The sequence below is a fragment of the Microbacterium hydrothermale genome (genome assembly GCF_004854025.1).
GTDB lineage: Bacteria > Actinomycetota > Actinomycetes > Actinomycetales > Microbacteriaceae > Microbacterium > Microbacterium hydrothermale.
This window is the reverse complement of record NZ_STGM01000002.1, coordinates 376,665-396,783: the sequence shown is the minus strand read 5'-3', so window position 1 is coordinate 396,783 and position 20,119 is coordinate 376,665. Positions and strand designations below refer to the sequence as shown.

18 protein-coding genes are annotated in these 20,119 nt (G+C 72.7%); 2 read left to right on the top strand and 16 right to left on the bottom strand.

All coding sequences use genetic code 11. The features are described from left to right. Positions 1-613: 613 nt before the first annotated feature. The 4 genes from FB047_RS05500 to FB047_RS05485 all read right to left on the bottom strand — a co-directional run bounded on the left by FB047_RS05500 (position 614) and on the right by FB047_RS05485 (position 3,798). Positions 614-1,891 (bottom strand): M20/M25/M40 family metallo-hydrolase, encoded by a 1,278-nt coding sequence (locus tag FB047_RS05500; RefSeq protein ID WP_136586186.1) that lies wholly within the window; start codon positions 1,889-1,891, stop codon positions 614-616. Positions 1,892-1,894: 3 nt separating this feature from the next. Next, entirely contained in the window at positions 1,895-2,245 is a 351-nt protein-coding gene (locus FB047_RS05495; protein WP_136586185.1) for a carboxymuconolactone decarboxylase family protein, read from the bottom strand. A 265-nt stretch (positions 2,246-2,510) separates the two neighbouring features. Then, complete coding sequence (locus FB047_RS05490) at positions 2,511-3,218, bottom strand: SDR family NAD(P)-dependent oxidoreductase (protein ID WP_136586184.1); 708 nt, start codon at positions 3,216-3,218, stop codon at positions 2,511-2,513. A 97-nt stretch (positions 3,219-3,315) separates the two neighbouring features. Then, positions 3,316-3,798: a pyridoxamine 5'-phosphate oxidase family protein gene (locus tag FB047_RS05485; protein ID WP_136586183.1), complete on the bottom strand. Its 483-nt coding sequence runs from the start codon at positions 3,796-3,798 to the stop codon at positions 3,316-3,318. 146 nt (positions 3,799-3,944) lie between these two features. Between FB047_RS05485 and FB047_RS17060 the strand changes: the two genes are divergently transcribed. Next, entirely contained in the window at positions 3,945-5,018 is a 1,074-nt protein-coding gene (locus FB047_RS17060) for an alpha/beta hydrolase fold domain-containing protein (RefSeq protein WP_205822672.1), read from the top strand. Positions 5,019-5,303: 285 nt separating this feature from the next. Further along, the gene (locus FB047_RS05475; RefSeq protein WP_136586181.1) at positions 5,304-6,680 is read left to right on the top strand and encodes an amidohydrolase family protein; all 1,377 of its coding nucleotides are present in this window, start codon (positions 5,304-5,306) and stop codon (positions 6,678-6,680) included. A gap of 24 nt (positions 6,681-6,704) precedes the next feature. Here the strand turns inward: FB047_RS05475 and FB047_RS17055 are convergent, their stop codons facing one another. The 12 genes from FB047_RS17055 to FB047_RS05410 form a co-directional block, all read right to left on the bottom strand. Then, a complete protein-coding gene (locus tag FB047_RS17055; RefSeq protein WP_205822670.1) occupies positions 6,705-7,547 on the bottom strand; it encodes a hypothetical protein in 843 nt (280 codons plus the stop codon). A 236-nt stretch (positions 7,548-7,783) separates the two neighbouring features. After that, entirely contained in the window at positions 7,784-9,004 is a 1,221-nt protein-coding gene (locus FB047_RS05460; protein WP_167494160.1) for an MFS transporter, read from the bottom strand. Between the two features lie 265 nt (positions 9,005-9,269). Continuing rightward, a complete protein-coding gene (locus FB047_RS05455; protein ID WP_136586177.1) occupies positions 9,270-10,049 on the bottom strand; it encodes a creatininase family protein in 780 nt (259 codons plus the stop codon). After that, entirely contained in the window at positions 10,046-11,377 is a 1,332-nt protein-coding gene (locus tag FB047_RS05450; RefSeq protein WP_136586176.1) for an FAD-binding oxidoreductase, read from the bottom strand. The genes FB047_RS05455 and FB047_RS05450 overlap by 4 nt, the downstream gene beginning before the upstream one ends. A 190-nt stretch (positions 11,378-11,567) precedes the next feature. Then, positions 11,568-12,746 (bottom strand): ABC transporter substrate-binding protein, encoded by a 1,179-nt coding sequence (locus tag FB047_RS05445; RefSeq protein ID WP_136586175.1) that lies wholly within the window; start codon positions 12,744-12,746, stop codon positions 11,568-11,570. Positions 12,747-12,872: 126 nt separating this feature from the next. Further along, positions 12,873-13,763, bottom strand: coding sequence for an ABC transporter permease (locus FB047_RS05440; RefSeq protein ID WP_136586174.1), 891 nt, complete (start codon positions 13,761-13,763; stop codon positions 12,873-12,875). Further along, on the bottom strand, positions 13,760-14,536 hold the full coding sequence (locus FB047_RS05435; protein ID WP_167494159.1) for an ABC transporter ATP-binding protein: 777 nt from the start codon (positions 14,534-14,536) through the stop codon (positions 13,760-13,762). The genes FB047_RS05440 and FB047_RS05435 overlap by 4 nt, the downstream gene beginning before the upstream one ends. 27 nt (positions 14,537-14,563) lie before the next feature. After that, the gene (locus tag FB047_RS05430) at positions 14,564-15,820 is read right to left on the bottom strand and encodes an amidohydrolase family protein (protein WP_136586173.1); all 1,257 of its coding nucleotides are present in this window, start codon (positions 15,818-15,820) and stop codon (positions 14,564-14,566) included. Between the two features lie 375 nt (positions 15,821-16,195). Next, on the bottom strand, positions 16,196-17,143 hold the full coding sequence (locus tag FB047_RS05425; RefSeq protein ID WP_136586172.1) for a PDR/VanB family oxidoreductase: 948 nt from the start codon (positions 17,141-17,143) through the stop codon (positions 16,196-16,198). A gap of 16 nt (positions 17,144-17,159) precedes the next feature. Continuing rightward, positions 17,160-17,816, bottom strand: a complete 657-nt coding sequence (locus tag FB047_RS05420; RefSeq protein ID WP_240752639.1) for a helix-turn-helix domain-containing protein — start codon at positions 17,814-17,816, stop codon at positions 17,160-17,162. Continuing rightward, on the bottom strand, positions 17,813-19,111 hold the full coding sequence (locus FB047_RS05415) for an amidohydrolase family protein (protein ID WP_136586171.1): 1,299 nt from the start codon (positions 19,109-19,111) through the stop codon (positions 17,813-17,815). Before FB047_RS05415 ends, FB047_RS05420 begins: the two co-directional genes overlap by 4 nt. Next, complete coding sequence (locus FB047_RS05410) at positions 19,108-20,085, bottom strand: XdhC family protein (RefSeq protein WP_136586170.1); 978 nt, start codon at positions 20,083-20,085, stop codon at positions 19,108-19,110. Before FB047_RS05410 ends, FB047_RS05415 begins: the two co-directional genes overlap by 4 nt. Between the last annotated feature and the right edge of the window lie 34 nt (positions 20,086-20,119).

Sequence of the window (20,119 nt, the reverse complement as noted above, 5' to 3'; positions counted from 1 at the left end):
GTCGGGTACGTCCGGCTCACGCCGCGGGGCCGCGCCCGCAGCACGGGGCGGCGCACAACTCCTGCATTACCGGTGCCGCGAGTGGTTGCGGGGCGCTGCACCCGCGGTTCTGCAGGAGTTATGCGCGCGTGCCCGGCGCCGCGTGCTGCGTGCCGGGCGTCGGCTCACGCTCCGCGCGGAATCAGCGCGGTCACGGGCGGCCGGCGGGTCGAGGCGGTCTGGGCCGCGCACAACTCCTGCATTACCGGTGCCGCGAGCGGTTGCGGGGCGCTGCACCCGCGGTTCTGCAGGAGTTATGCGCGCGTGCCCGGCGCCGCGTGCTGCGTGCCGGGCACCGGGCGTCGGCTCACCCTCCGCGCGGAACGCGCGCGGTCACCCGTGGCCGGGTGGCCGGCGGGCCGGGTGGCCGGCCGGTCAGGCCGGTCGGTGCCGCGCACAACTCCTGCATTACCTGCGCCGCGAGTGGTTGCGGGGCGCTGGATCCGCGGTTCTGCAGGAGTTCTGCGCACCGGCTCACCCCTCGCCGCGCCGCCCGCCGCCTCAGGCTCCGCGCCGCGCCGGCCGCCGGCTCAGGCTCCGCGCCGTCACCCGCGGGCCTGCCCCGCCCGCCGCCTCACGCTTCGCGCAGGATCCGCGCCGTCACCCGCGTGCCGAACGCGAGCGCCTCCACCGGCACGCGTTCGTCGGCGGCGTGGAACTGCCCGAACACGTCGAAGTTCGCGGGCACGCGCAGCGGCACGAAGCCGTAGCCGCGGATGCCGAGCCGGCTGAGGTGCTTGTTGTCGGTGCTCGCCGGCAGCAGATACGGCACGACCACCCCGTCGGCATCCTCCGCGGTGATCGCCCGCTGCAGCACCTCGACCAGGGGCGCATCGACCGGTGCCTCGATCGCGGCGATGTCGCGCGCCCACGTCACCTCGATGTCATCGCCGACCACGGCGGCGAGCTCCGCGCGTACCGCGTCGTGCTGCCCGGGCACGATCCGCACGTCGAGCGTCGCGCTCGCCGCCGCGGGGATGACGTTGGCCTTCCCTCCCGCCGCGAGCACCGTGGGCGAGGCGGTGTTGCGCATGCCCGCGTCGATGAGGGATGCCGCGAACCCCAGGTCGTCGAGACGCCCGCCCGCGCGCTCCCAGGTGTCGACGAACCGCTCGAGCGCGGCCGTGCGGACCACGGGGAACGCGTGCGCGCCGACCGCGGCGACGGCCTGCGCGAGGCGCACGACGGCGTTGTCGGCGGTGGGACGGGACCCGTGCGCGGCGCGGCCGCGGGCGGTGAGCGTCGCGGTCGAGACGCCCTTCTCGGCCGTGGCGACGAGGTAGGCGCGCCGGTCGCCGGGAAGCGGCAGCGAGAACCCGCCCACCTCGCTGATGGCCTCGGTCGCACCGGCGAACAGCTCGGGGCGGTGCTGCACGATCCAGCGTGCGCCCCACACGCCCCCGGCCTCCTCGTCGGCGAAGAACGCGAAGACGAGGTCGCGCCGGGGCACGATCCCCTCGCGCCGGAACGACCGCGCGATCGCCAGTAGCATCCCGGCGAAGTCCTTCATGTCGACCGCGCCGCGTCCGTACAGGATGCCGTCGTGGATCTCCGCCCCGAAGGGCGGGTGGGTCCAGTCGGCGGCGTCGACCGGCACGACGTCGAGGTGCGCGTGGGCGACGAGGGCACCGGCATCCGGATCCGAACCCGCCAAGCGGGCGATCACGCTCGCGCGTCCCGGAACGGGCTCGACCAGGGCGGTCTCGTATCCCGCGTCCTCGAGCTGCGCCTGCACGAACCGCGCCGCCCGGGTCTCGCCGTCGCCGATCGTGGCGGGATCTCCGGTGTTGACGCTGTCGATGCGGATCAGGGCGCGGATGAAGTCCAGCGCCTCCGTCTCGAGGGGCGACACGGGTCAGTGCTCGTGGGGGCGGGCGTCCTCGCCGAGCTTGAACGCGAGGCGTCCGTGCGCGTAGCCGCCGCCCGCGCGGATCGCGGTGGCGACCCAGGCGGCCTCGGCGAGCTCGGCCTCGGTGGCTCCGGCCTTGACCGCGTTCTGCGAGTGCCCGTCGATGCAGTAGACGCACTGCGTCGTGATGCCGACGGCGAGGGCGATGAGCTCGCGGTACTTCAGCGGGATCTCGCGGCCCTCGGGGGCGAAGACGGCCTGGTCGAACGCGGCGAACGCGGCGAGGATGTCGGGCGTCTCGTTCTTGTAGACCTTCGTGTAGGTCTTGTCGGCAGTGCGGTCGAAGTATTCGGACATGGGCTCTCCAGGTCGAAGGGGTGGGGCGGATGCCACGCCCCACCGTAACCACCGCGTTCCGGCGCCGAGCGGTGCCGTCGTCACGCGCGGTCACACGCCGCCGCGTCGCATCATCCGCACCCGCACCCGTACCCGTGCGGAACTTCTGAGCGATCGCTCGGTCGCGGTCCGGTGCGGGGCCGCCCGGCCCGGATGCCCCGAGATCTCCGGAGTTCCGCACGCGCCGGAGCCGGAACCCGCGCGGGAACCGGCACCGGCCCGGGCGTCAGTGCATGATCATGCCGCCGGTGACGTTGATCGCCTGGCCGGTCAGATAACCGCCCGCCGGGGAGGCCAGGAAGTGCGTCACCCCGGCGACGTCCTCCGGGATGCCCAGGCGACCCAGCGGCGATTTCGCGCTCCACGCGGCCACGTCGGCCTCCGATCGGGTGTCGGCGCCCATCTCGGTGAGCACGTACCCGGGGCACACCGCGTTGACGGTGACGCCGTGGCATCCCCATTCCTGCGCTCCGGCGCGCGTGAGGGCGACGACCGCGGCTTTCGAGGCGGCGTAGTGGGCCTCGCCTCCGCCGCCGTGCTTGGCGGCCATGCTCGCGATGTTGACGATCGAGCCGCGACGGGCCTCGAGCATCGTCGGGGCGACGGCCTGCATCGTGATCAGGGTGGCGCGCGCGTTGATGTCGATCACGCGGTCCCAGTCGTCGACGCTGATGTCGAGCAGCGCGGTGTGCTGGAAGATCCCGGCGCAGTTCACGAGCACGTCGATCCCGCCGAGGGCCTCGACCGCCTCGCCGACCGCGCGTCGCGTGTCGAGGGGGTCGCGCAGGTCGACGGCGATGAAGGCGGATGCCGCGGGGCCGGCCGGAGCGCGACGGTCGAGCACCGCGACCCGGGCCCCGTCGTCGACGAAGCGCTGGACGATCGCGGCGCCGATGCCGCCGGAGCCTCCCGTGACGATGACGCGCTGCGACATGATGCTCCTCCCGCGGGCGTCGGGTCGCCCTGGCGGTCACGGTACGCCCGGGGGCGAACGCGGCGGCGACGGCGCTGTTTCGCGGGCGTAACGCTCCTCAGGCGAGCAGTGCCCACACCGCCGCGGCATCCACCTCGAGCCGCGCGTCGGTGCCGCGCGAACGCCACGCATCGCGATCGAACACGAACGCCCGCTCGACCTCGAGCACGTACAGGCGCTTGGTGGGCACCCCCAGCACGGGGGACGGATCGTCGTCGCCGGCGTCGCGGGGGAGTCGCGCGGCCAGCACGTCCCGCACCGCCGAGGCCTCGGCATCCACTTCCCGAGCCGCGAAAGCCAGCTGCACGCCGTCGGCGTCGGCGAGGGTCGCCGCCGGGTCGAATACGACCCCGGATGCCACGCCCGACGCCGCGATCGCCCGCGCGTGCCGCGACGAGACGTCGGACTCGACGTACAGGCCGCGGGGGAGGAGTCGGTACTGCGCGGCCGCCGTCCACGGGCCGTCGGCGTCGGCGGTTCCGATCACGACGAACCGCTGGGCGGCGAGGATCGCCGCGGCGCGCTGCACGGGGGAGTCCATGCGGCCATCGTCGGGGGCGCGCGCGACGCGGGTGTTTCCACGCCGTAACGCTTGCGATGCGCGCGTCGTGTCGCCCCTCGGGCGCGCCTACGCTCGCTCTCGGCGGTCCGTCCGGCGCCGCGCCGAAGCGACCAGTGAGGAAACCCGTGAGCGACGACGTCCACCCGGCCATCACCGACCCCGACGTGCGCGCGCACCTGGCGCGGCTCGCCGCGCAGGCCGGCACGATCCCCTCGGGGGCGACGGATGCCGACGGCGACGACGCCGCACGCCTCGCCGAGCTCCGCGCCAATCCGTCGTGGGTGCGGTCGCCCGACGACGACACCGTCGAGTCGATCGACCTGGATGCCGACGGCCTCGCCCTGCGCCTGTACCGCCCGCGTGCGGGGCACCGGGGAACCCTCGTCTTCGCGCACGGCGGAGGCTGGGTCGCCGGCGACCTCGACAACAACGACGCCCTCTGCCGCGCGCTCGCGACCGCGACCGCCACGCAGGTGCTGAGCGCCGACTACCGCCTGGCGCCCGAGCACCCCTTCCCCGCCGGTCTCGACGATCTCGACCGCGTCCTGCGTTTCGCCGCCTCCGGGGCGGGCGGTCTGACCGACCCCGCCCTGCTCGGCGTGGCCGGGCACAGCGCGGGAGGGAACCTCGCCGCAGCCCTCGCCCTGCGCTCGCGCGAGGGTCGGGCTCCCGGCATCCGGGTGCAGGTGCTGCTGTGTCCGGTGCTCGACGCGCCCGATCCCGATCGCCCCAGCTACCGCGCGCACACCGCGAACCTGCCGCTGACGGCGAAGGGGATGCAGTGGTACTGGGGGCTGTACCTCGGCGGCGCCGCGGATGCTGCGCCGGGTGTGGAGGCTTCGCCGGGAACGGATGCTGTGCGGACGGGCGCCGGTGCTTCGCCGCGGCCGAATGCTGTGCGGACGGGCGCCGGTGCGCCGCCGCGGCCGGATACCGCGGGCTCGGTGCCCGTCGAAGCGGCGCCGCTGCGCGCCGCCGCTGTCGACGCGGCGGCGCCGGCCGTGCTCGTCGCGGCCGAGGTCGACCCGCTGTCGGACGAGGCGGAGGAGTACGCCGATCGCCTCGCGGCATCCGGGGTCCCCGTCACGTTCGTGCGGAGGGCGGGTGTTCCGCATCTGTTCCTGGTGTTCCCGTCGACGCCCGCGCGCGACGAGGTGCTCGCGCAGATCGCGCCGGCGGTGCGGGCGGCGTTCGCCTGAGCTCTGCGCACCCTCGTCCCACTTGTGGGGGGTTGGGCGGCGCTGCACCGGCCACTTCTGGGACACGCATTGCTAGAAGTGGGACGAGGCCTCGAGGGGGCGTGGCTCTCGCGCGGCCTCCGCGCCCCCTTGTCCCACTTGTGGTGGGTTGGGCGGCGCTGCACCGGCCATTTCTGGGACATGCACCGTCAGAAGGGGGACAACCACCACCACGACCACCCTCCGCAAAACCCCCGCCCCACGCCCGGAACACCGCGGAAACACGCCATTGTTACCGTCATCAACATGTCGCTCCTGGTCACGAATGCACGTCTCATCACGGTCCCCGCGGGCACCGACGACCCCGGCTACATCGAGCGCGGATACATGCTCGTCCGCGACGGCCGCATCGCGGCGATCGGCGCCGGCGACCCCGACCCGGGCGTCACCGCCGACGAGATCCTCGACGTCGACGGCAAGTTCGTCGCCCCCGGTTTCGTGTCGAGCCACAGCCACCTCTTCACGAGCGGCTCGCGCGGGCTCGGCGTCGACCAGACGCTCTACGGCTGGTGCACGTCGATGTTCAGCGTGCTCAACAACGCCTCACCCGACCAGATCTACTGGGCGACGCTGCACGGCTCGCTCGACTTCCTCGCTAACGGCGTGACCACGGCGTACAACTTCACCGACCCACTCCTGCCCTGGGAGCCGATGGTCGACGGCAAGCGCGCCGACGGCGGCGGCATTCTGCGCGATCACGCCTGGCACACCCGGCAGGCCGACGGATGCCACGACGCCGGGCTCCGCTTCGTCGACTCGATCGCCCTGGATGCCACCGTCGGCACCGACGAGGAGATCTTCGCGCGCTTCGAGGCTTCCCTCGATCACGTTCTCGCGATGGACCCCGACATCGCCCTCGGTGCCTCGATCATGGGGCAGGTGCAGTGGTCGACCCGGCCGGATGCCGCCGAGATCGAGGTCGCGGTCATGGACCGCTTCGGCGTCACGAACCAGGCGCACTTCCTCGAGACGTACGAGGCGATCGAGCACCAGCAGACGAAGTTCCAGCTGTACAAGAACGCCGGAGCCCTCCGTCCCGGCATGATGTTCGGCCACTTCATCCAGACGACGCCCGAGATCATCGCGGATGCCGCTGCCGGCGGCGCCAGCATGTCGTGGCAGCCGGCATCGAACGGGCGTCTCGCATCCGGGATCGCGCACGTGCCCGAGATGCTCGATCAGGGCATGAAGGTCGGCATGGGCCTCGACGATCAGGCCTGCACCGATGTCGCCGACCCGTGGCAGAACATGCGCATGGGCATGTTCATGCAGCGCGCTCGCACCCACGACCCGCTGTCGATGATGCCGGAGCGCGTGCTGCGCCTGCACACGCTCGGGGGCGCGGAGATCATGGGCGTCGACGACCGCGTCGGCAGCCTCGAGGTGGGCAAGTTCGCCGACTTCGTGGTGGTCGACCCGCGTCTCCCCGACGTCGGTCCGCTGTGGAACCCCGTCCGCAGCTACGTGCTCGCGTGCGGCCTGCGCAACCTGAAGCAGGTGTACGTCGGCGGGAAGCTGGTGAACGAGGACGGCGTCTCGACGAACCCTCTCGCCGCGGAGGCCTCGGCCGTTCTGCACGAGCAGCTGCCCGCCCTGGCGGAGGAGTTCGGCGTCATCCTCTGAGGGGGAATTGCCGCGAGGGGCCGGTCAGAGCTCGATGATGACCGGGATGATGTTCGACCAGGCGGTGTTGTTCGTCGGGTCGTCGTCGCGGCCGGTGCCGTCATCGAGGGCGGCTTTCAACCGGCAGGTGATGTTCGAGGGATCGTCGAAGGCGTACGTGAAGGTGAAGGTGAAGGCGACGGTCGTCGTCTCTCCGGCGGCGAGCGGACCCGCGTGCACGAAGACCGTGGCGTCGGGGTCGGACGTGGTGTCGATGGTCCACCCCGTGGCCGACGCCAGGGCGAAGTCGGTGGCTTCGTCGACATGGGGGATGCGGAACGTGACGTCGCCGCCGGACAGGCCGCTGCCTGAGAGGTTCTGCACGTCGACCCGCCCGGTGAGCCGGGTCGGGACGTTCTGGGGTACGGCGTAACCGGGAACCTCGATGGAGAAGGCGAGGGCCAGGTCGATCGTCGGTCTGGGCGTCGGGGTCGGGGTGCGCGTGGGTGTCGGCTCGGGCGCCGGGGTCGTCGTCGGCGTCGTCGTCGGCGTCGGCGCGGGTGTGGACGTCGAGGCCGGTGTGGGCGTCGGGGTCGGCGCGGGAACCGCTGATGCGCTCGGTGCCACGGGGGAAGCGGCGAGGCAGTGCGCGGTGTCGGCGTGCGCGGGCGAGGAGGCGGTGGCGCCGGCGACCAGAGTGACGGCGACGACGAGAAGTGACGCGCTCGCAGCGCGGTGCGCCGCGCGCCCCCGCGTCCGGCGGGTGAGCACCGCCGCACCCAGGACGAGAAGGGCGATGCCGATGACGAGTGTCCCCGCGTCGACCCCGATGCCGGTCGCCGCGAGAAGGCAATCGCCGGTTCGGTCCGTGATCGCGGCGTGGTCCATGGTCGGGGTCCTCGGGTTCGGGGCGTCGGTGCGGTGTCGATCCGAACTGACAACTCTGCCCGGGGGTGGTCACGGTCTGCACCCGCGCCGAAAGGCTCCTCGCTATCCTTCGCGCTCAGCGAGAGGAGAGCACGGCCGGGAGGTCCTCTCGAAGATCGGTCGAGTTCACCCGGTGGGTGACCCTGGGGGCCTGGAGCCCTCCCCCTCTTGAGTGCGCGGAACGAGGGCGGCGGTGCTCACGCGCCCTCCCGCCTCCCGACCCGCAGCACCGCCTCGCCCGCCGCGGCGATCGCCGCGGCCAGAGCCAGCGACACCGCGATCGTGACCAGGGCCGCGGCCGGGCCCGTGGCATCCAGTGCCGCTCCCGCGATCACGCCGCCGATCGGAACGCCGAGCGACATCGCGGCGGTGGGATACGCGAGGGTCTCGGTCACGCGCCCCTCGGGAGCGCGGCCGGATGCCACCAGGATCCCCGACACCATCACCGGCGACACCGCGAGCCCGAGCAGCAGGATCACCCCGAACAGCACGAGAGCCGACCCCTGCGCGAACGGCAGGGCGAGGGCGACCGCGCAGGCGAGCGCCGCGAAGAGGATGTAGCGCGCGGCGGGGGAGAGTCTCCAGGTCCGCGCTCCGGTGACGACCGACCCGATCGCGATCGCGACGGCCAGCGCGCTGAACGCGGGGCCCGCGAGCCACGGCCGCTCGCTCATCTCCGCCCAGCCGACCAGGCTGACGTCGAAGGATCCGAACACGCCGCCGAGGGCGATGCACGCGATCGCGATCGGGATCACTCCCGCGGGCGGCAGCACCAACCCGCGCCGGGGACCGCGCGGCGTCGGCGCCGGTTGCGTGCCGCGCTGCGCGGCGAGCCACACCCCGCCGATCACTCCGAGCCCGAGCGAGCCGAGCATCGCCACGGCGGGATCGATCGCGGCGGCCACCGCGGTGATGGCCGGCGGCCCCGAGATGAACACCATCTGATCGGCGATCGTCTCGAGCGCGAGAGCGGGGGTGCGCTGCGACTCCGGCGCGAGCACCGTCCACCGCGCGCGGACGGCCGAGGTCAGGTCGGGAGTCGCCGCCCCCGTGACGAACGCGGCCGCGAGCCACGTCCAGAACGGCGCCCCCGTGAGCACGAGGGCGAGGAACCCGGATGCCGCGAGCACGAGGCATGCGAGCGAGATCAGGATGACGCGGGCCTGGCCGTGCCGGTCCATGCGAGACGACCACAGGGGAGCGGCGACCGCCATCCCGCCGACGAGCGGGGCCACGACGAGTCCGGCGGAGGCGAAGCTGCCGGTCGCGGAGGAGACCAGCAGGATGATGCCGAGCGACAGCGTCGCCCGCGGGAAACGCGCGAGGATGCCCGCGGCGACGAAGCTCCGCGCCCCGGGCAGGCGCAGCACCTGCCCGTAGGCTCGGACGCCCCGTGCCGGTTCGGCGGACACGCTCACGCGCGCGCCGCCCGCTCGGCGGCATCCGGTACCGGCCCCGTGTCGACGCCTGCACAACTCCTGCGATATCCGGGTCTCGCGGGATCCAGACGCGCCCCCGACCGGCTCGTGCAGGAGTTGTGCCGCACGGGCCGGAGGCCAGCCGCCACGCGCAGGGCGGCGGGCTCGCGCCTCGCGGACGCACAACTCCTGCAGAACGCGCGCCGCGAAGCCGTTCCGAGGCTCGCGGGCCGGATCTGCAGGAGTCGTGCCCGCCCCGAACCCCTCACGCCGTGTAGTCGAATCGGCTGATCTCCTCGAGCGCCTCGACGACGAACGAGACGCTGTCCTCGAACAGCTGCGCTCCGTGCGCGGCGTTCGCGCCCGTGGGATCGCCGAGGACGCCGGTCGGGCCGAAGTCGTTCGACAGCCACCCGAACGTGACGGGCTTGCCGTTGAACCCGATGTGCCGGAAGTCGCCGATGTGCGCGGGCACGGTCGCCTCGAATTTCGACGCGTCCACGAGCTCGGGCCGCAGGTGCATGATCATGCTCGTCTCGCCGTGTCCGGCGTGGATGCCCGTGCCGTGCTCGTTCGGACCCCCGTCGGTGCCGTCGAACGAGGGAACGCGCGCGGCCGGCATGAAGAACGTGCGCAGGCCGAAGCGGCGGCGGAGCTCCCGGTTCGCGACGTTCAGCAGGGCGACGTTGCCGCCGTGCCCGTTGAGGAAGACGAGCGTGCGGGCGCGGGTCGTCAGCAGCGAACGGCCGATGTCGACGATCGTCTGCATCATCGTCTCGGGCGTGAGCCACAGCGTCCCGGGCGCCCACGAGTGCTCGTCCGACTTCGTGATCGACAGGGCCGGCAGCTGCCAGACGTCCAGGCCCTGCGCGGCGGCCCGTGCGACGGCGGCCGTCGCGGAGGCCTCGGCGACGATGGCATCCGTCGCCAGGGGCAGATGCGGCCCGTGGTGCTCGATCGCTCCGGTGGGCAGGACCACGATCGACTTCTCGGTGAGGGCCTCGGCGGCGGCGGGTCCGCTCAGCTCGGCCAGCAGACGGGTCATGAGATGATCGCTCCCTTGCGCGCGCCGGCGTAGTCGGGGTCGAGCTTGCCGGGGTTCAGCAGCCCGTTCGGGTCGGTCGAGCGCGCGGTCTCGACGGTCTGCTCGACGTTGAAGTCGACGTTCCATTGGTGCGGGTTGTGCACGCCCACGCCGATCGCGTTCAGCTCGGCGATGCCGCGGTACACGTCCTCCTCGCTGACGTAGGGCGCGGCGAGCATGCCGATCGGGAACGCCTTGGTCGACTCGATGTGCAGGTGCGAGCCGGGGAACACGGCCTCGACCGCGGCGATGTCGTCGGCGAGCGGCGCCCCAGCCACCTCGAGGTGGAACACTTCGTGCGGCTGGCTCTTCTGGTACCACTCGATCGGGTGGTTGTAGCTGAGCATCGACAGGCGGATGCTGGCCTGCGGCCCCTCGCGCACCGCCTCGACGCGGCCGCCCGCGCCCTCGATGATCCCGGTCACGGTCTCGATCTGGTCGGCATCCAGGATCACGCGCAGACTCGACCGACCCTCCGGAATCGCCTCGTCGGAGGGGAGGGATGCCGAGATCTCGGGCCCGTCGCCCGACACCAGCCGGGGCGAGGGGTCGAGGTTGCCGATCGTCTGCACGACCGAGAGGGTCCCCGCGAAGTCGGGGAAGCTCGCCCACAGCCCGCGCCATTCGCGCAGCGGCTCGAGACGGACGGTCGCGCGCACGATGACGCCGGCGGTGCCGTAGTTGTGCACGTACTTCTGGGCCTCGTCGCCCTCGACGTGGTGGATCTCGTCGCTGCCGTCGGCGTGCACGACGTCGAGGGCGGCGACGAAGCCGCGGTCGTTGGATCCGTGCTCGATCGAGCCGGTGCCGCCCGAGCCTCCGGAGAGGAAGCCGCCGAGGGTCGACTGCGCGGTGGAGGGGTACATCCACAGCGCCTGTCCCGCGGCCCACGCGGCCTGCTCGAGCAGGACCATCGGGGTGCCGGCCTCCGCGGTGATGTAGCCGTCGCCGACCTCGACGATGGCCTTGGCGCGCGTGGTGTCGACGACGAGGCCGCCGTGCATCGGGATGGCCTGGCCGTAGTTGCCGGTGCCCTTGCCTCGCACGGTCACGGGGACGCCGTGGCGGGCGGCCGCGGCGACCGCGGTGGCGATCTGCTCGGCGTTCTCGGCGAAGACCACGAGGTCGGCGAGGCCGAGGGGGAGTTTGGCGGCGATGATCGGCGACATCGGCGATCCGTCGACGCTGGCGCGTTCGCGCACGCGCGGTTCGGTGCTGACGGCGGCGGGGCCGAGCAGGTCGAGCAGGTCGTCCTCGAGGGAGAGGACGCGGGTGGCGGTGTCGCTCATGGGTGGTTCTCCGGGTGGAACGGATGCCGCGATGCGGCGTGCGGGAGGAGTCTGTGTCGCAGGTGACTCGCGAAACGGCATCGCGCTGACGAGTCGGTTGCAGGCTGTCGCCGAGGTGTCAGCGCGGTGCGGTCTCGCGAGGGAGCCCGCCGAGCGGCCCGGCCCGCGCGAGGCGGACCGGGCCGTCGGGTCAGAACGAGATCGAGGTGTCGATGAACTCGTTCGTGTAGAGGTCGGCCGGGGTGTAGCCCGACGCCGGCGGGGTGCCGAGGTCGGTGTAGACCTTGCTCGCCTTGTCGAAGAAGTCCGCGAAGCGGTCGTCGTCGAAGTTGCCGTAGGTCGAGTCGGGGCCGTCGCCGACCAGGCCGAGGTCGATCTGCGTCTTGACCGAGTAGTCGGCCACACCCTGGGTGTAGGTCCAGCCGGTGGCGTACTCGTCGACGAGCTTCAGGATGAGGTCGTTCGTCGCGGACGGGTCCTTGTAGTACGCGACGCCGGCCTTCTGCAGCACGGGGACGAGCTTCGACAGGCAGGGCGAGAGCTTGTCGAAGTCAGCGGCCTTCACCGACATCGACGACTGGTAGGTCTGCCATCCGGCGTCGTGGATCAGCGCGAAGTCGACGGGCTTGCCCCACGCCGAGACCTCGTTCTGGTACACGTACGGCTCGGCCGAGGCGAAGCCCTGCTGCATGTCCTTGCCGCCCGCGGCGACGAAGTTCGAGGGCGTGCCGTCGTACGAGCCGTCGAGGATGGACGCGTCGGCGAGACCCGCGCTCTTGAGGTACTCGATGTAAGCCGACCCGTCGAAGTAGCGCCACACGCCGCCCTTCGCCGACAGGGCGCCCTTGACGTCGTCGATGGTCTTGACGTCGGGGTAGGTCGCGGGGTCCCACATCACCATGGTCGGGCTGATGTCGAGCGGGGCGAAGACGGCCTTGGTGGGCGTGGTCGACGAGAGCTGGATCGCCTCGTCGGTGCTGACGTAGCCGAGGGTGATCTTGTCGTCCTGGTACATCTGCGCCGAGACCGTCTGGAAGCCGATCGCGGGTCCTCCGGCGCGGATCTCGAGGTTGACGCCGGTGTACTCGCCGTCCGACATCAGGGGGCCGGTGACGGCCTTGGTGTTGGCGTCGATCGTGTAGTCGTCCTTGATCATCTCGTAGAGGTGACCGTGCTCGGACTCGGGGTTCCAGTCGGTCTGCACGACGATCGTCGAGGGGCAGTCCGCCGACAGGTCGACGGCGCCGATCGGCATGTCGGTGGCCGGGGCGGCCTGCTCGGCGGCGCTTCCGGCGCACGAGGTCAGGGTCAGGGCGATCGCGACGGCGCCGGTGACGGCGGTGCCGCGGAGGAGGGTGGAGCGCTGCATGCTGGTTCGCTTTCTGTGACGAGGTGGAGCTCGGGTGCGGGAGATGAAGCTGCGGGTTTTCGGGTACGCCGGATGCCGCCTCCCGCACGTGCGTGCGGGAGGAGCTGCGCTGCGGCATCCGGGGGTCTAGAGGGCGCTCTCGTACCAGCGGCCGACGGCCACCTTCGACAGCCAGCCGAAGAACGCGAAGATCGCGACACCGAGGAGGCAGGCCGCGAGGATGGCGGCGAACAGCTCGGCGCTCTGCAGGCGCGACTGGTAGTTGGCGATGAGCGAGCCGATGCCCGGCTCGCCGCGGCGGAAGAAGTAGTCGCCGACGATCGCGCCGATGACCGAGAGGCCCGCCGAGGTGCGCATGCCGACGAAGATCGAGGGCAGGGCGGCCGGCAGGGTGAGCTTGGTGAGCACGGTCCACTTGTTCGCCTTCTGCAGGCGGAACAGCTCGCGCTGCGACTTGTCGACCGACTGCAGGCCGAACAGCGTGTTCGACACCATCGGGAACAGGGCGATCAGGACGCAGACGATGACGCGCGCCGTGAACTCGTAGCCGAACCAGAAGCCGACGAGGGGCACGAGGGCGAGGATCGGGATGCACTGCAGCATCACCGCGTAGGCGTACGTCGAGCGCTCGACCCAGCGCGCCAGAGACATCGCGATGGCCCAGCCGATGCCGAGGATCATCGCCACGGCGAGGCCCGTGAGCGCGACCCCGGTGGTGCGGAACAGGGCGACCCAGATGTCGGCGCCGACCTGCGGGTCGAAGAACCCGAGCGTGAACATCTCGTGGGGCATCGGCATGAGGAAGCCCTTGCCCGACGCGGCCAGGGCGATCGACACGGCGTACCACCCGCCGAGGAGCACGACGAGAACCGCGAGCGGGGGTCCGATGACGGCGGCGCGGGCTCCGAAGCCGCGTCGGCGGCGGGCGGTGCGGGGGCGGGGCGGCTCGATCGGAGGGATGGATGCCGGGGGTACGGTCGCCTGGTCGACGACCGGCTCAGCGGAGGTGGTGCTCATGAGTGTCCTTCCCGGAGGGCGTGGGAGACCTCGCCGACGAGCTTCGCGAACTCGGCGGTGTAGCGGATCTCGGGGTCGCGCGGCATGTCGAAGGGGACCTCGAAGGTGTCGACGAGGTGGCCGGGGCGTCCCGACATCACCACGACCTTCGTGGAGAGGTAGATGGCCTCCGAGACCGAGTGGGTGATGAAGAGCCCCCCGAACTTCTGCTCGACGAAGATCTTGATGAGTTCGTCGTTCAGGCGCTCGCGGGTGATCTCGTCGAGCGCTCCGAAGGGCTCGTCGAAAAGGAAGAGCTCGGGGTCGAGGGTGAGCGAGCGGGCGAGCGAGGCGCGCATCTTCATGCCGCCCGACATCTGCTTCGGCAGGTGCTTCTCGAAGCCTTTGAGGCCGACGAGGTCGATCGCCCACTGGGCCTTCGGGGTGCGCACGCGCTTGGGCTGCCAGTTGAGCTCGGCGAGCAGTTCGACGTTGGCCTGCACGTCGCGCCAGGGCAGCAGGGTCGCGTCCTGGAAGACGTAGCCGATGCGATCGGTGTTGACCGTCGCAGTGCCCTCGCTGGCGGACTCGAGGCCCGAGGCGATGCGCAGGAGCGTCGACTTGCCGCAGCCCGAGGGGCCGACGACGCTGACGAACTCGCCGCGCTCGACGGTGAGGTCGACGCCCGAGAGGGCGGTGGTGCCGTTGGGGAACGTCATGGCGACGTTGCGGAAGTCCAGGATCGGCGCGGTGGGATCCGCGACGGATGCCGGGGCGGGAGAGGCCAGGGTCACGGGGCGCTCACTTTCCGTGGGGTCGGGTCAGGACGCCGTCGCGGGTGCGGCGGTGCGGGTGGGGACGGATGCCGCGGTCTCGGTCGAGACGGTCGTGCGGCTGACGAGGCGACCGCGGTGGATCACCACGCGGTCGGCGCTGGCGAACGCGACGGCGTCCCCCAGCGAGGCGGCTTTCACCGCGACGAGGTCGGCGCGGGCGCCGGCGACGGGCCCCGCGAACGGCAGGCCCATCACGTCTCGCGCGCCGGTCGTGACGGCCTCGAGAGCGTCCTCGGGGGCGAGGTGTCCGGCGCTGACGAGCAGCGACGCGGTCTCGAGGTGGTCGCAGCGACCGACCGGATTGAACGGGTCGCGCACGTTGTCGGCGCCGGCGGCGACGCGCACTCCGGCGGCCTTGAGGCGGCCGATCGGCGCGATGCCGCGGGGGACGGCGTGGTCGGTGTCCCACCCCTGAAGGTAGAGGTTGGTGATGGGCAGGGCGATCACGCCGATGTCGGCCGCGCGCACGTCGGCGGCGAGGGCGACGAGGTCGGTCGCGGGCATCATGCTCAGACGCACGCAGTGTCCGGCGGAGCGCGGACGGTGCCACCCGGTGACGGCCCGCGCGTAGGCGGCCAGGGTGTCGGCGCCGGCGAGGCTCTCGTCGGTGTGCAGGTCGAGGCCCACGTCGCGACGTCGCGCGAGGGCGATGAGGCGCTCGAGGTCGGCGATCGGGTCGTCGGCGAGGTGCGGGGCGCCGCCGACGAGGTCGACGCCGGCGTCGAGCGCGGCCTCGAACACCTCGTCGGCGATCGTGGGTCCGCCGAGGGCGACGAGCTCGATGTCCATGAGCCCGTCGAGTTCGTCGCGCAGGCGCACGAGGGCGCGCACACCGGCCAGCGCGTCGTCGCCGCGCAGCAGGTCGACGTGCGTGCGCACGGAGGTGATCCCGGATGCCAGCATCCGCAGCGCCGTGGAACGGGCCCGGCGCAGCGTGTCGTCTTCGTCGAGGGTGAGGGCGTAGGCGTGCCAGCTCTCGATCGCGCGTTCGAGGTCGCCGAACGGGGGGCGGATGGCATCCCACGACTGGGACTTGTCGAGGTGCGCGTGCGGTTCGGCGGCGGCCGCCGTGATGAGGTAGCCGGTCAGGTCGAGGACGACGCCGTCGGTGTCGGGGAGCGGGCTGCCGGCCGGAACCACCGCGACGACCTCGTCGCCGTCGAGCGCGATGTCGACGGTCGCGCCGGAGGCGAGGCGCGCGCCGCGCAGGGCGGCGATGGTGACGGGTGGAGCGGCAGACACGGGGGCCTCCGGGGGACTCGGGAAGACAGACGTCGAGAGGGGAGCCACGGCAGTGGGGCGCGCCGTCTGAGCGGCGGTTCCAGTGTTGGTGTGACCAACATCCGGCGTTGATCCGATGCTAGGAAGCGTGCGTTTCCGCCGTATTTCTCCCGCGTGACCCTCGTGACAAACATGTCGGACAGGCTGTGCGGCCCCTCGCCCGCGCCTGCGCGCCCCGCCGCCTGCACTCCGCGCCGCGTCCTTCGCGCCGCCCGCGAGAACAGGTGATCGTGCGGGAACAGGATGCGACGACGCGGTTCCGTCCTGCTCCGGGACGATCCCCTGGGTCGGACCGCACGCGCCGGGTGCCCGGCAACCGGCGGGCCCCCGCCGAGCTCAGAGCTCCAGCGTGATCCGCTCGCACGCCGCGCGCGAGACGCACGGCATCATCGTGCGGTTGGCATCCTGTTCCTCCGGAGAGAGCACCGAATCGCGGTGCTCGATCTCGCCGTCGACGACGGCGACCTCGCACGTTCCGCAGGTTCCCACCCGGCAACTCGAGGGCACCACGATGCCGTTCTCCTCGAGGACGTCGAGGATCGACCGCTCCGGCGGCACCGTGACCGTCAGCCCCGACATCATGAGGTCGACCTCGAAGGGCTCCGACCACACGGGCGGGCCGAGAACCTTCGCCTCGAACCGCTCGACGTGCAGGCTGCCGCGGGGCCAGACCGACATCGTGGCGTCGAGGGCGTCGAGCAGCCGGGTGGGACCGCACGCGTACACGACCGTGCGCGCGACGGGCGTGCCCAGTCGGTCGTCGATGTGGAGTCGGCGCCCCTCGTCGCCGGCGAACACCTCGACGCGCTCGCCGTACCGCGTCTCGAGCTCGTCGACGAACGCCATCGTCGAGCGCGATCGTCCCACGTAGAGCAGCGTCCAGGCGACGCCCGCGGCCTCGGCGGCCTCGACCATCGGCAGGATCGGCGTGATCCCGATACCGCCCGCGACGAACACGTACGACCGGCCCGCGGTGGGGGCGAAGAGGAAGTGGTTCGCGGGTCCCCGCACGCGCAGCGTCTCTCCGACGTGCGCGTTCTCGTGCAGCCACACCGAGCCCTCGCGCTCGCGCAGGACGCCGATGCGCCAGGTTCCGCGCGCCGACGGCGATCCGCACAGCGAGTACTGCCGCTCGATCCCCCCGGGCAGCACGACGTCGATGTGCGCCCCGGGCGACCAGTGCGGCAGCGTGCCGGTCGTGCGCTCGAGGTCGAGCACGACGATTCCGTCGGCGGCATCCCGTCGCTCGCGGACCACGGCCTCGAAGCTCACCCCTGCACTCACGCGTTCTCCTTCTCGGTCAGACGTCGGTCGGGTCGTCGGCGCCGTCGCCGTGCACGACCTCTTTCACGATCAGCAGGCGGTAGGGCGTGCCGTCGGGGGAGTGCCAGCGGTGCGGCGTGCCGGAGCGGCAGTAGACGGAGTCGCCCACGTGCAGCGTGCGCTCGCCGAAGGGACCGAACGAGATGACGACGGAGCCCTCCAGGACGGTGAGGAACTCGTCTTCGTCGTGCACGTAGTGATCGCCCGGCTGGGGGTTGGAGCCGGTGAACTCGAGCGGCTCGAAGCGACGCGGCCCCTCCGCGAGCAGGCGCGCGGTGCCTTCGGCGTACGGCCCGCTCACGCCCTGTCCGGCCGCGACGAATGACGGCTGCGCGTCGGCGTCGGCGCGCGGGGGCTCGGAGCCCGCGATCAGTTCGACACGGCTCGTGCCCAGGGCGCGCGCGAGTCGCTCGAGGCTCGCCATGCTCGGCCGGGCGAGTCCGCGTTCGAGCTGGCTGAGGAACGGATGCGACAGCTCGGCGGCCTCGGCGAGCTGGGTGAGCGTGAGGCCGCGCGCTTTGCGCAGGCCGCGCAGGTGCGCGCCCAGGCGCTCGTCGCTGGTGAGGGGGTCGTCCGCGGGGGAGGACGGGTCCGTGGAAGAGAAGGGGACCGCCGGTGGTGCCATGGACGTCATCGTGCCACCCTCTCGAAGAGATCGGCGACGACCGCGTGCTCGTCGGCGGTGAGCAGTCGGCCCTCGTCGACCACGACCCGTCCGGCGACGACGACGGTGTGCGGGCGGCGTCCGGGAGAGGCCCACAGCAGCCCGGCGACGGGGTCTGCGACTCCCGCGTCGGCGACGCCCGTGACGTCCCACAGGCACAGGTCCGCGGCCGATCCCGGCGTCAGTCGTCCGAGTTCGGGGCGCCCGAGACCGTCGGCGGAGCCCGCCGTGGCCATCGCGAGCACCTCGGATGCCGCCAGCTGAGGCCCCACGAGCGCCGAGACCTGCAGGGCCAGGCGCGCGTCGGCGAGCAGGTGCCCCGCGTCGTTGCTGCCGCCGCCGCTGGTGCCGAGCCCGACCGCGAGCCCCGCGTCGAGGAGCCGCCGCACGGGGGCGACGCCCCATCCCATCGGCACGTCGCAGCCGGGTGCATGGGTGGCGGTGACCCCGGATGCCGCGAGGCGGGCGATCTCGTCGTCGGTGACGTCGCAGAGGTGGGCGAGGGTGACGTCGGGGGCGAGCCAGCCCCACTCCTCCAGCAGCTCGAGGGGTCGCCGACCGTACCGCTCGCGGGCGATCTCGACGTCGACGACCTCGTTCGCCTGCGTGCGCCGCCGGAGTCCGTGCGCGCGCGCGACCTCGCCGAGCAGCTCGAACGTCTCGCGGGGGTCGCTGTGCACGCCCGCCGGACCGACGGCGACCTGCAGCATCCCGTCGTCCGACACGCCGCCGTGGGCGTCCGGCAGTAGGGCGCGCACGATCTCGTCGGCCGAGGCGGCGGCCTCCTGGGGGTCGTCGCGCGCGGCTCCCCGCACGAACGCCAGGCGTGCGCCGAGCCCGGCGGCGGCGTCCGCCGCGGCCCTCGCCATTCCCACCGTGTCGGCCCCGCTCGGCCAGGTCAGATGGTGATCGGCGACGGTGGTCACCCCGCTCAGCAGGGCCTCGGCGAGGCCCGCGCGCGCGGCGAGGAGCGTCAGCTCCGGGTCGACGACGGCCTCGGCGTACGCGGCCGCCATCGCGGGGAGCCAGTCGCGCATCGGGATGCCGCGGGTTCCGGGCAGTGTCCGGAATGCCGTCTGCAGGAGGTGGTGGTGGGCGTTGACGAGGCCCGGCGTGACGACGCATCCGCTCGCGTCGACGACGCGCGCGTCGGCGGTGTCGGCCGTGTCGTCGACGCGCCCGTCGACGATCACGACGTCGCCCGTGCGCGTGCGGCCCGCCTCCTCGACGACGGCGACCGCGCCGCGCACCACGACGACGCTCATGCGCTCCTCGCGGCGCACGAAGCGGCGGCATCCGTCGACGACGCCTCGCCGCGGTGCAGGCGACCGGCGGAGCCCTCGCGCAGCGGCCGCGCATCGGCCGCGTGACGGGATGCCACGATCTCGGCGACCACCGACAGGGCGGTCTCTTCGGGCGATGCGCCGCCCAGGTCGAGGCCGAGGGGGGAGTGCAGGCGCGCGAGCTCGGCATCCGTCACCCCCGCGTGGCGCAGCAGCTGCGCGCGACGGGCGACGGTGGCCCGCGCGCCCATGGCGCCGACGAATCCGACCGGCATCCGTAGGGCCGCGCGCAGGGCGGGCACGTCGAGGCGCTCGTCGTGCGTCAGCACGCACACCGCCGTGCGCTCGTCGGCGTCGTCGAGCGTGGCCAGGTAGTCGTGGGGGGCGGCGACGACGACCTCGGCGGCGTCGGGGAACCGCTCGCGCGTAGCCAGCAGCGCCCAGTCGTCGCACACCGTGACGCGGAATCCGGCGGCCGCGCCGAGCCGGCAGAGCGCCGCCGCGTGCTCGCCGGCGCCGAGGATGATCAGCCGCGGCGCGGCGACCCTCTCGAGCACGAGCGGCTCGCCGTCGAGGTCGAGGCGGACGCGCGCGCGGCGCCCCTCCCGCGCGGCGTCGAGCGCCGGTCGCACGCTCTCGTCGAGCGGATAGGCGACCACGTCGACCGCGCCCCCGCACGCGAGGCCTGCGGCGATCGGGGTCACGGCGCCGTCGTCGGTGAAGCCGAACCGGGCGCGGCGCACGGCACCGGTGCGCAGGGCGTCGAGCCCGAGCATGACGGCGTCGTTCTCGACGCACCCTCCCGAGATCGATCCGATGACCCGCGCGTCGCGGGTGACGACGAGGCTCGCGCCCACGCCGCGCGGTGCGCTGCGCACGACGGCGGTGACCGTGACGGCCGCGAGGGGGACCCCGGCGTCCAGGAGCGGCACCAGGTCGGCGGCCAGATCGAGCATGGGGACGACGGTAATCGGGGCGTGTTTCGCGCAC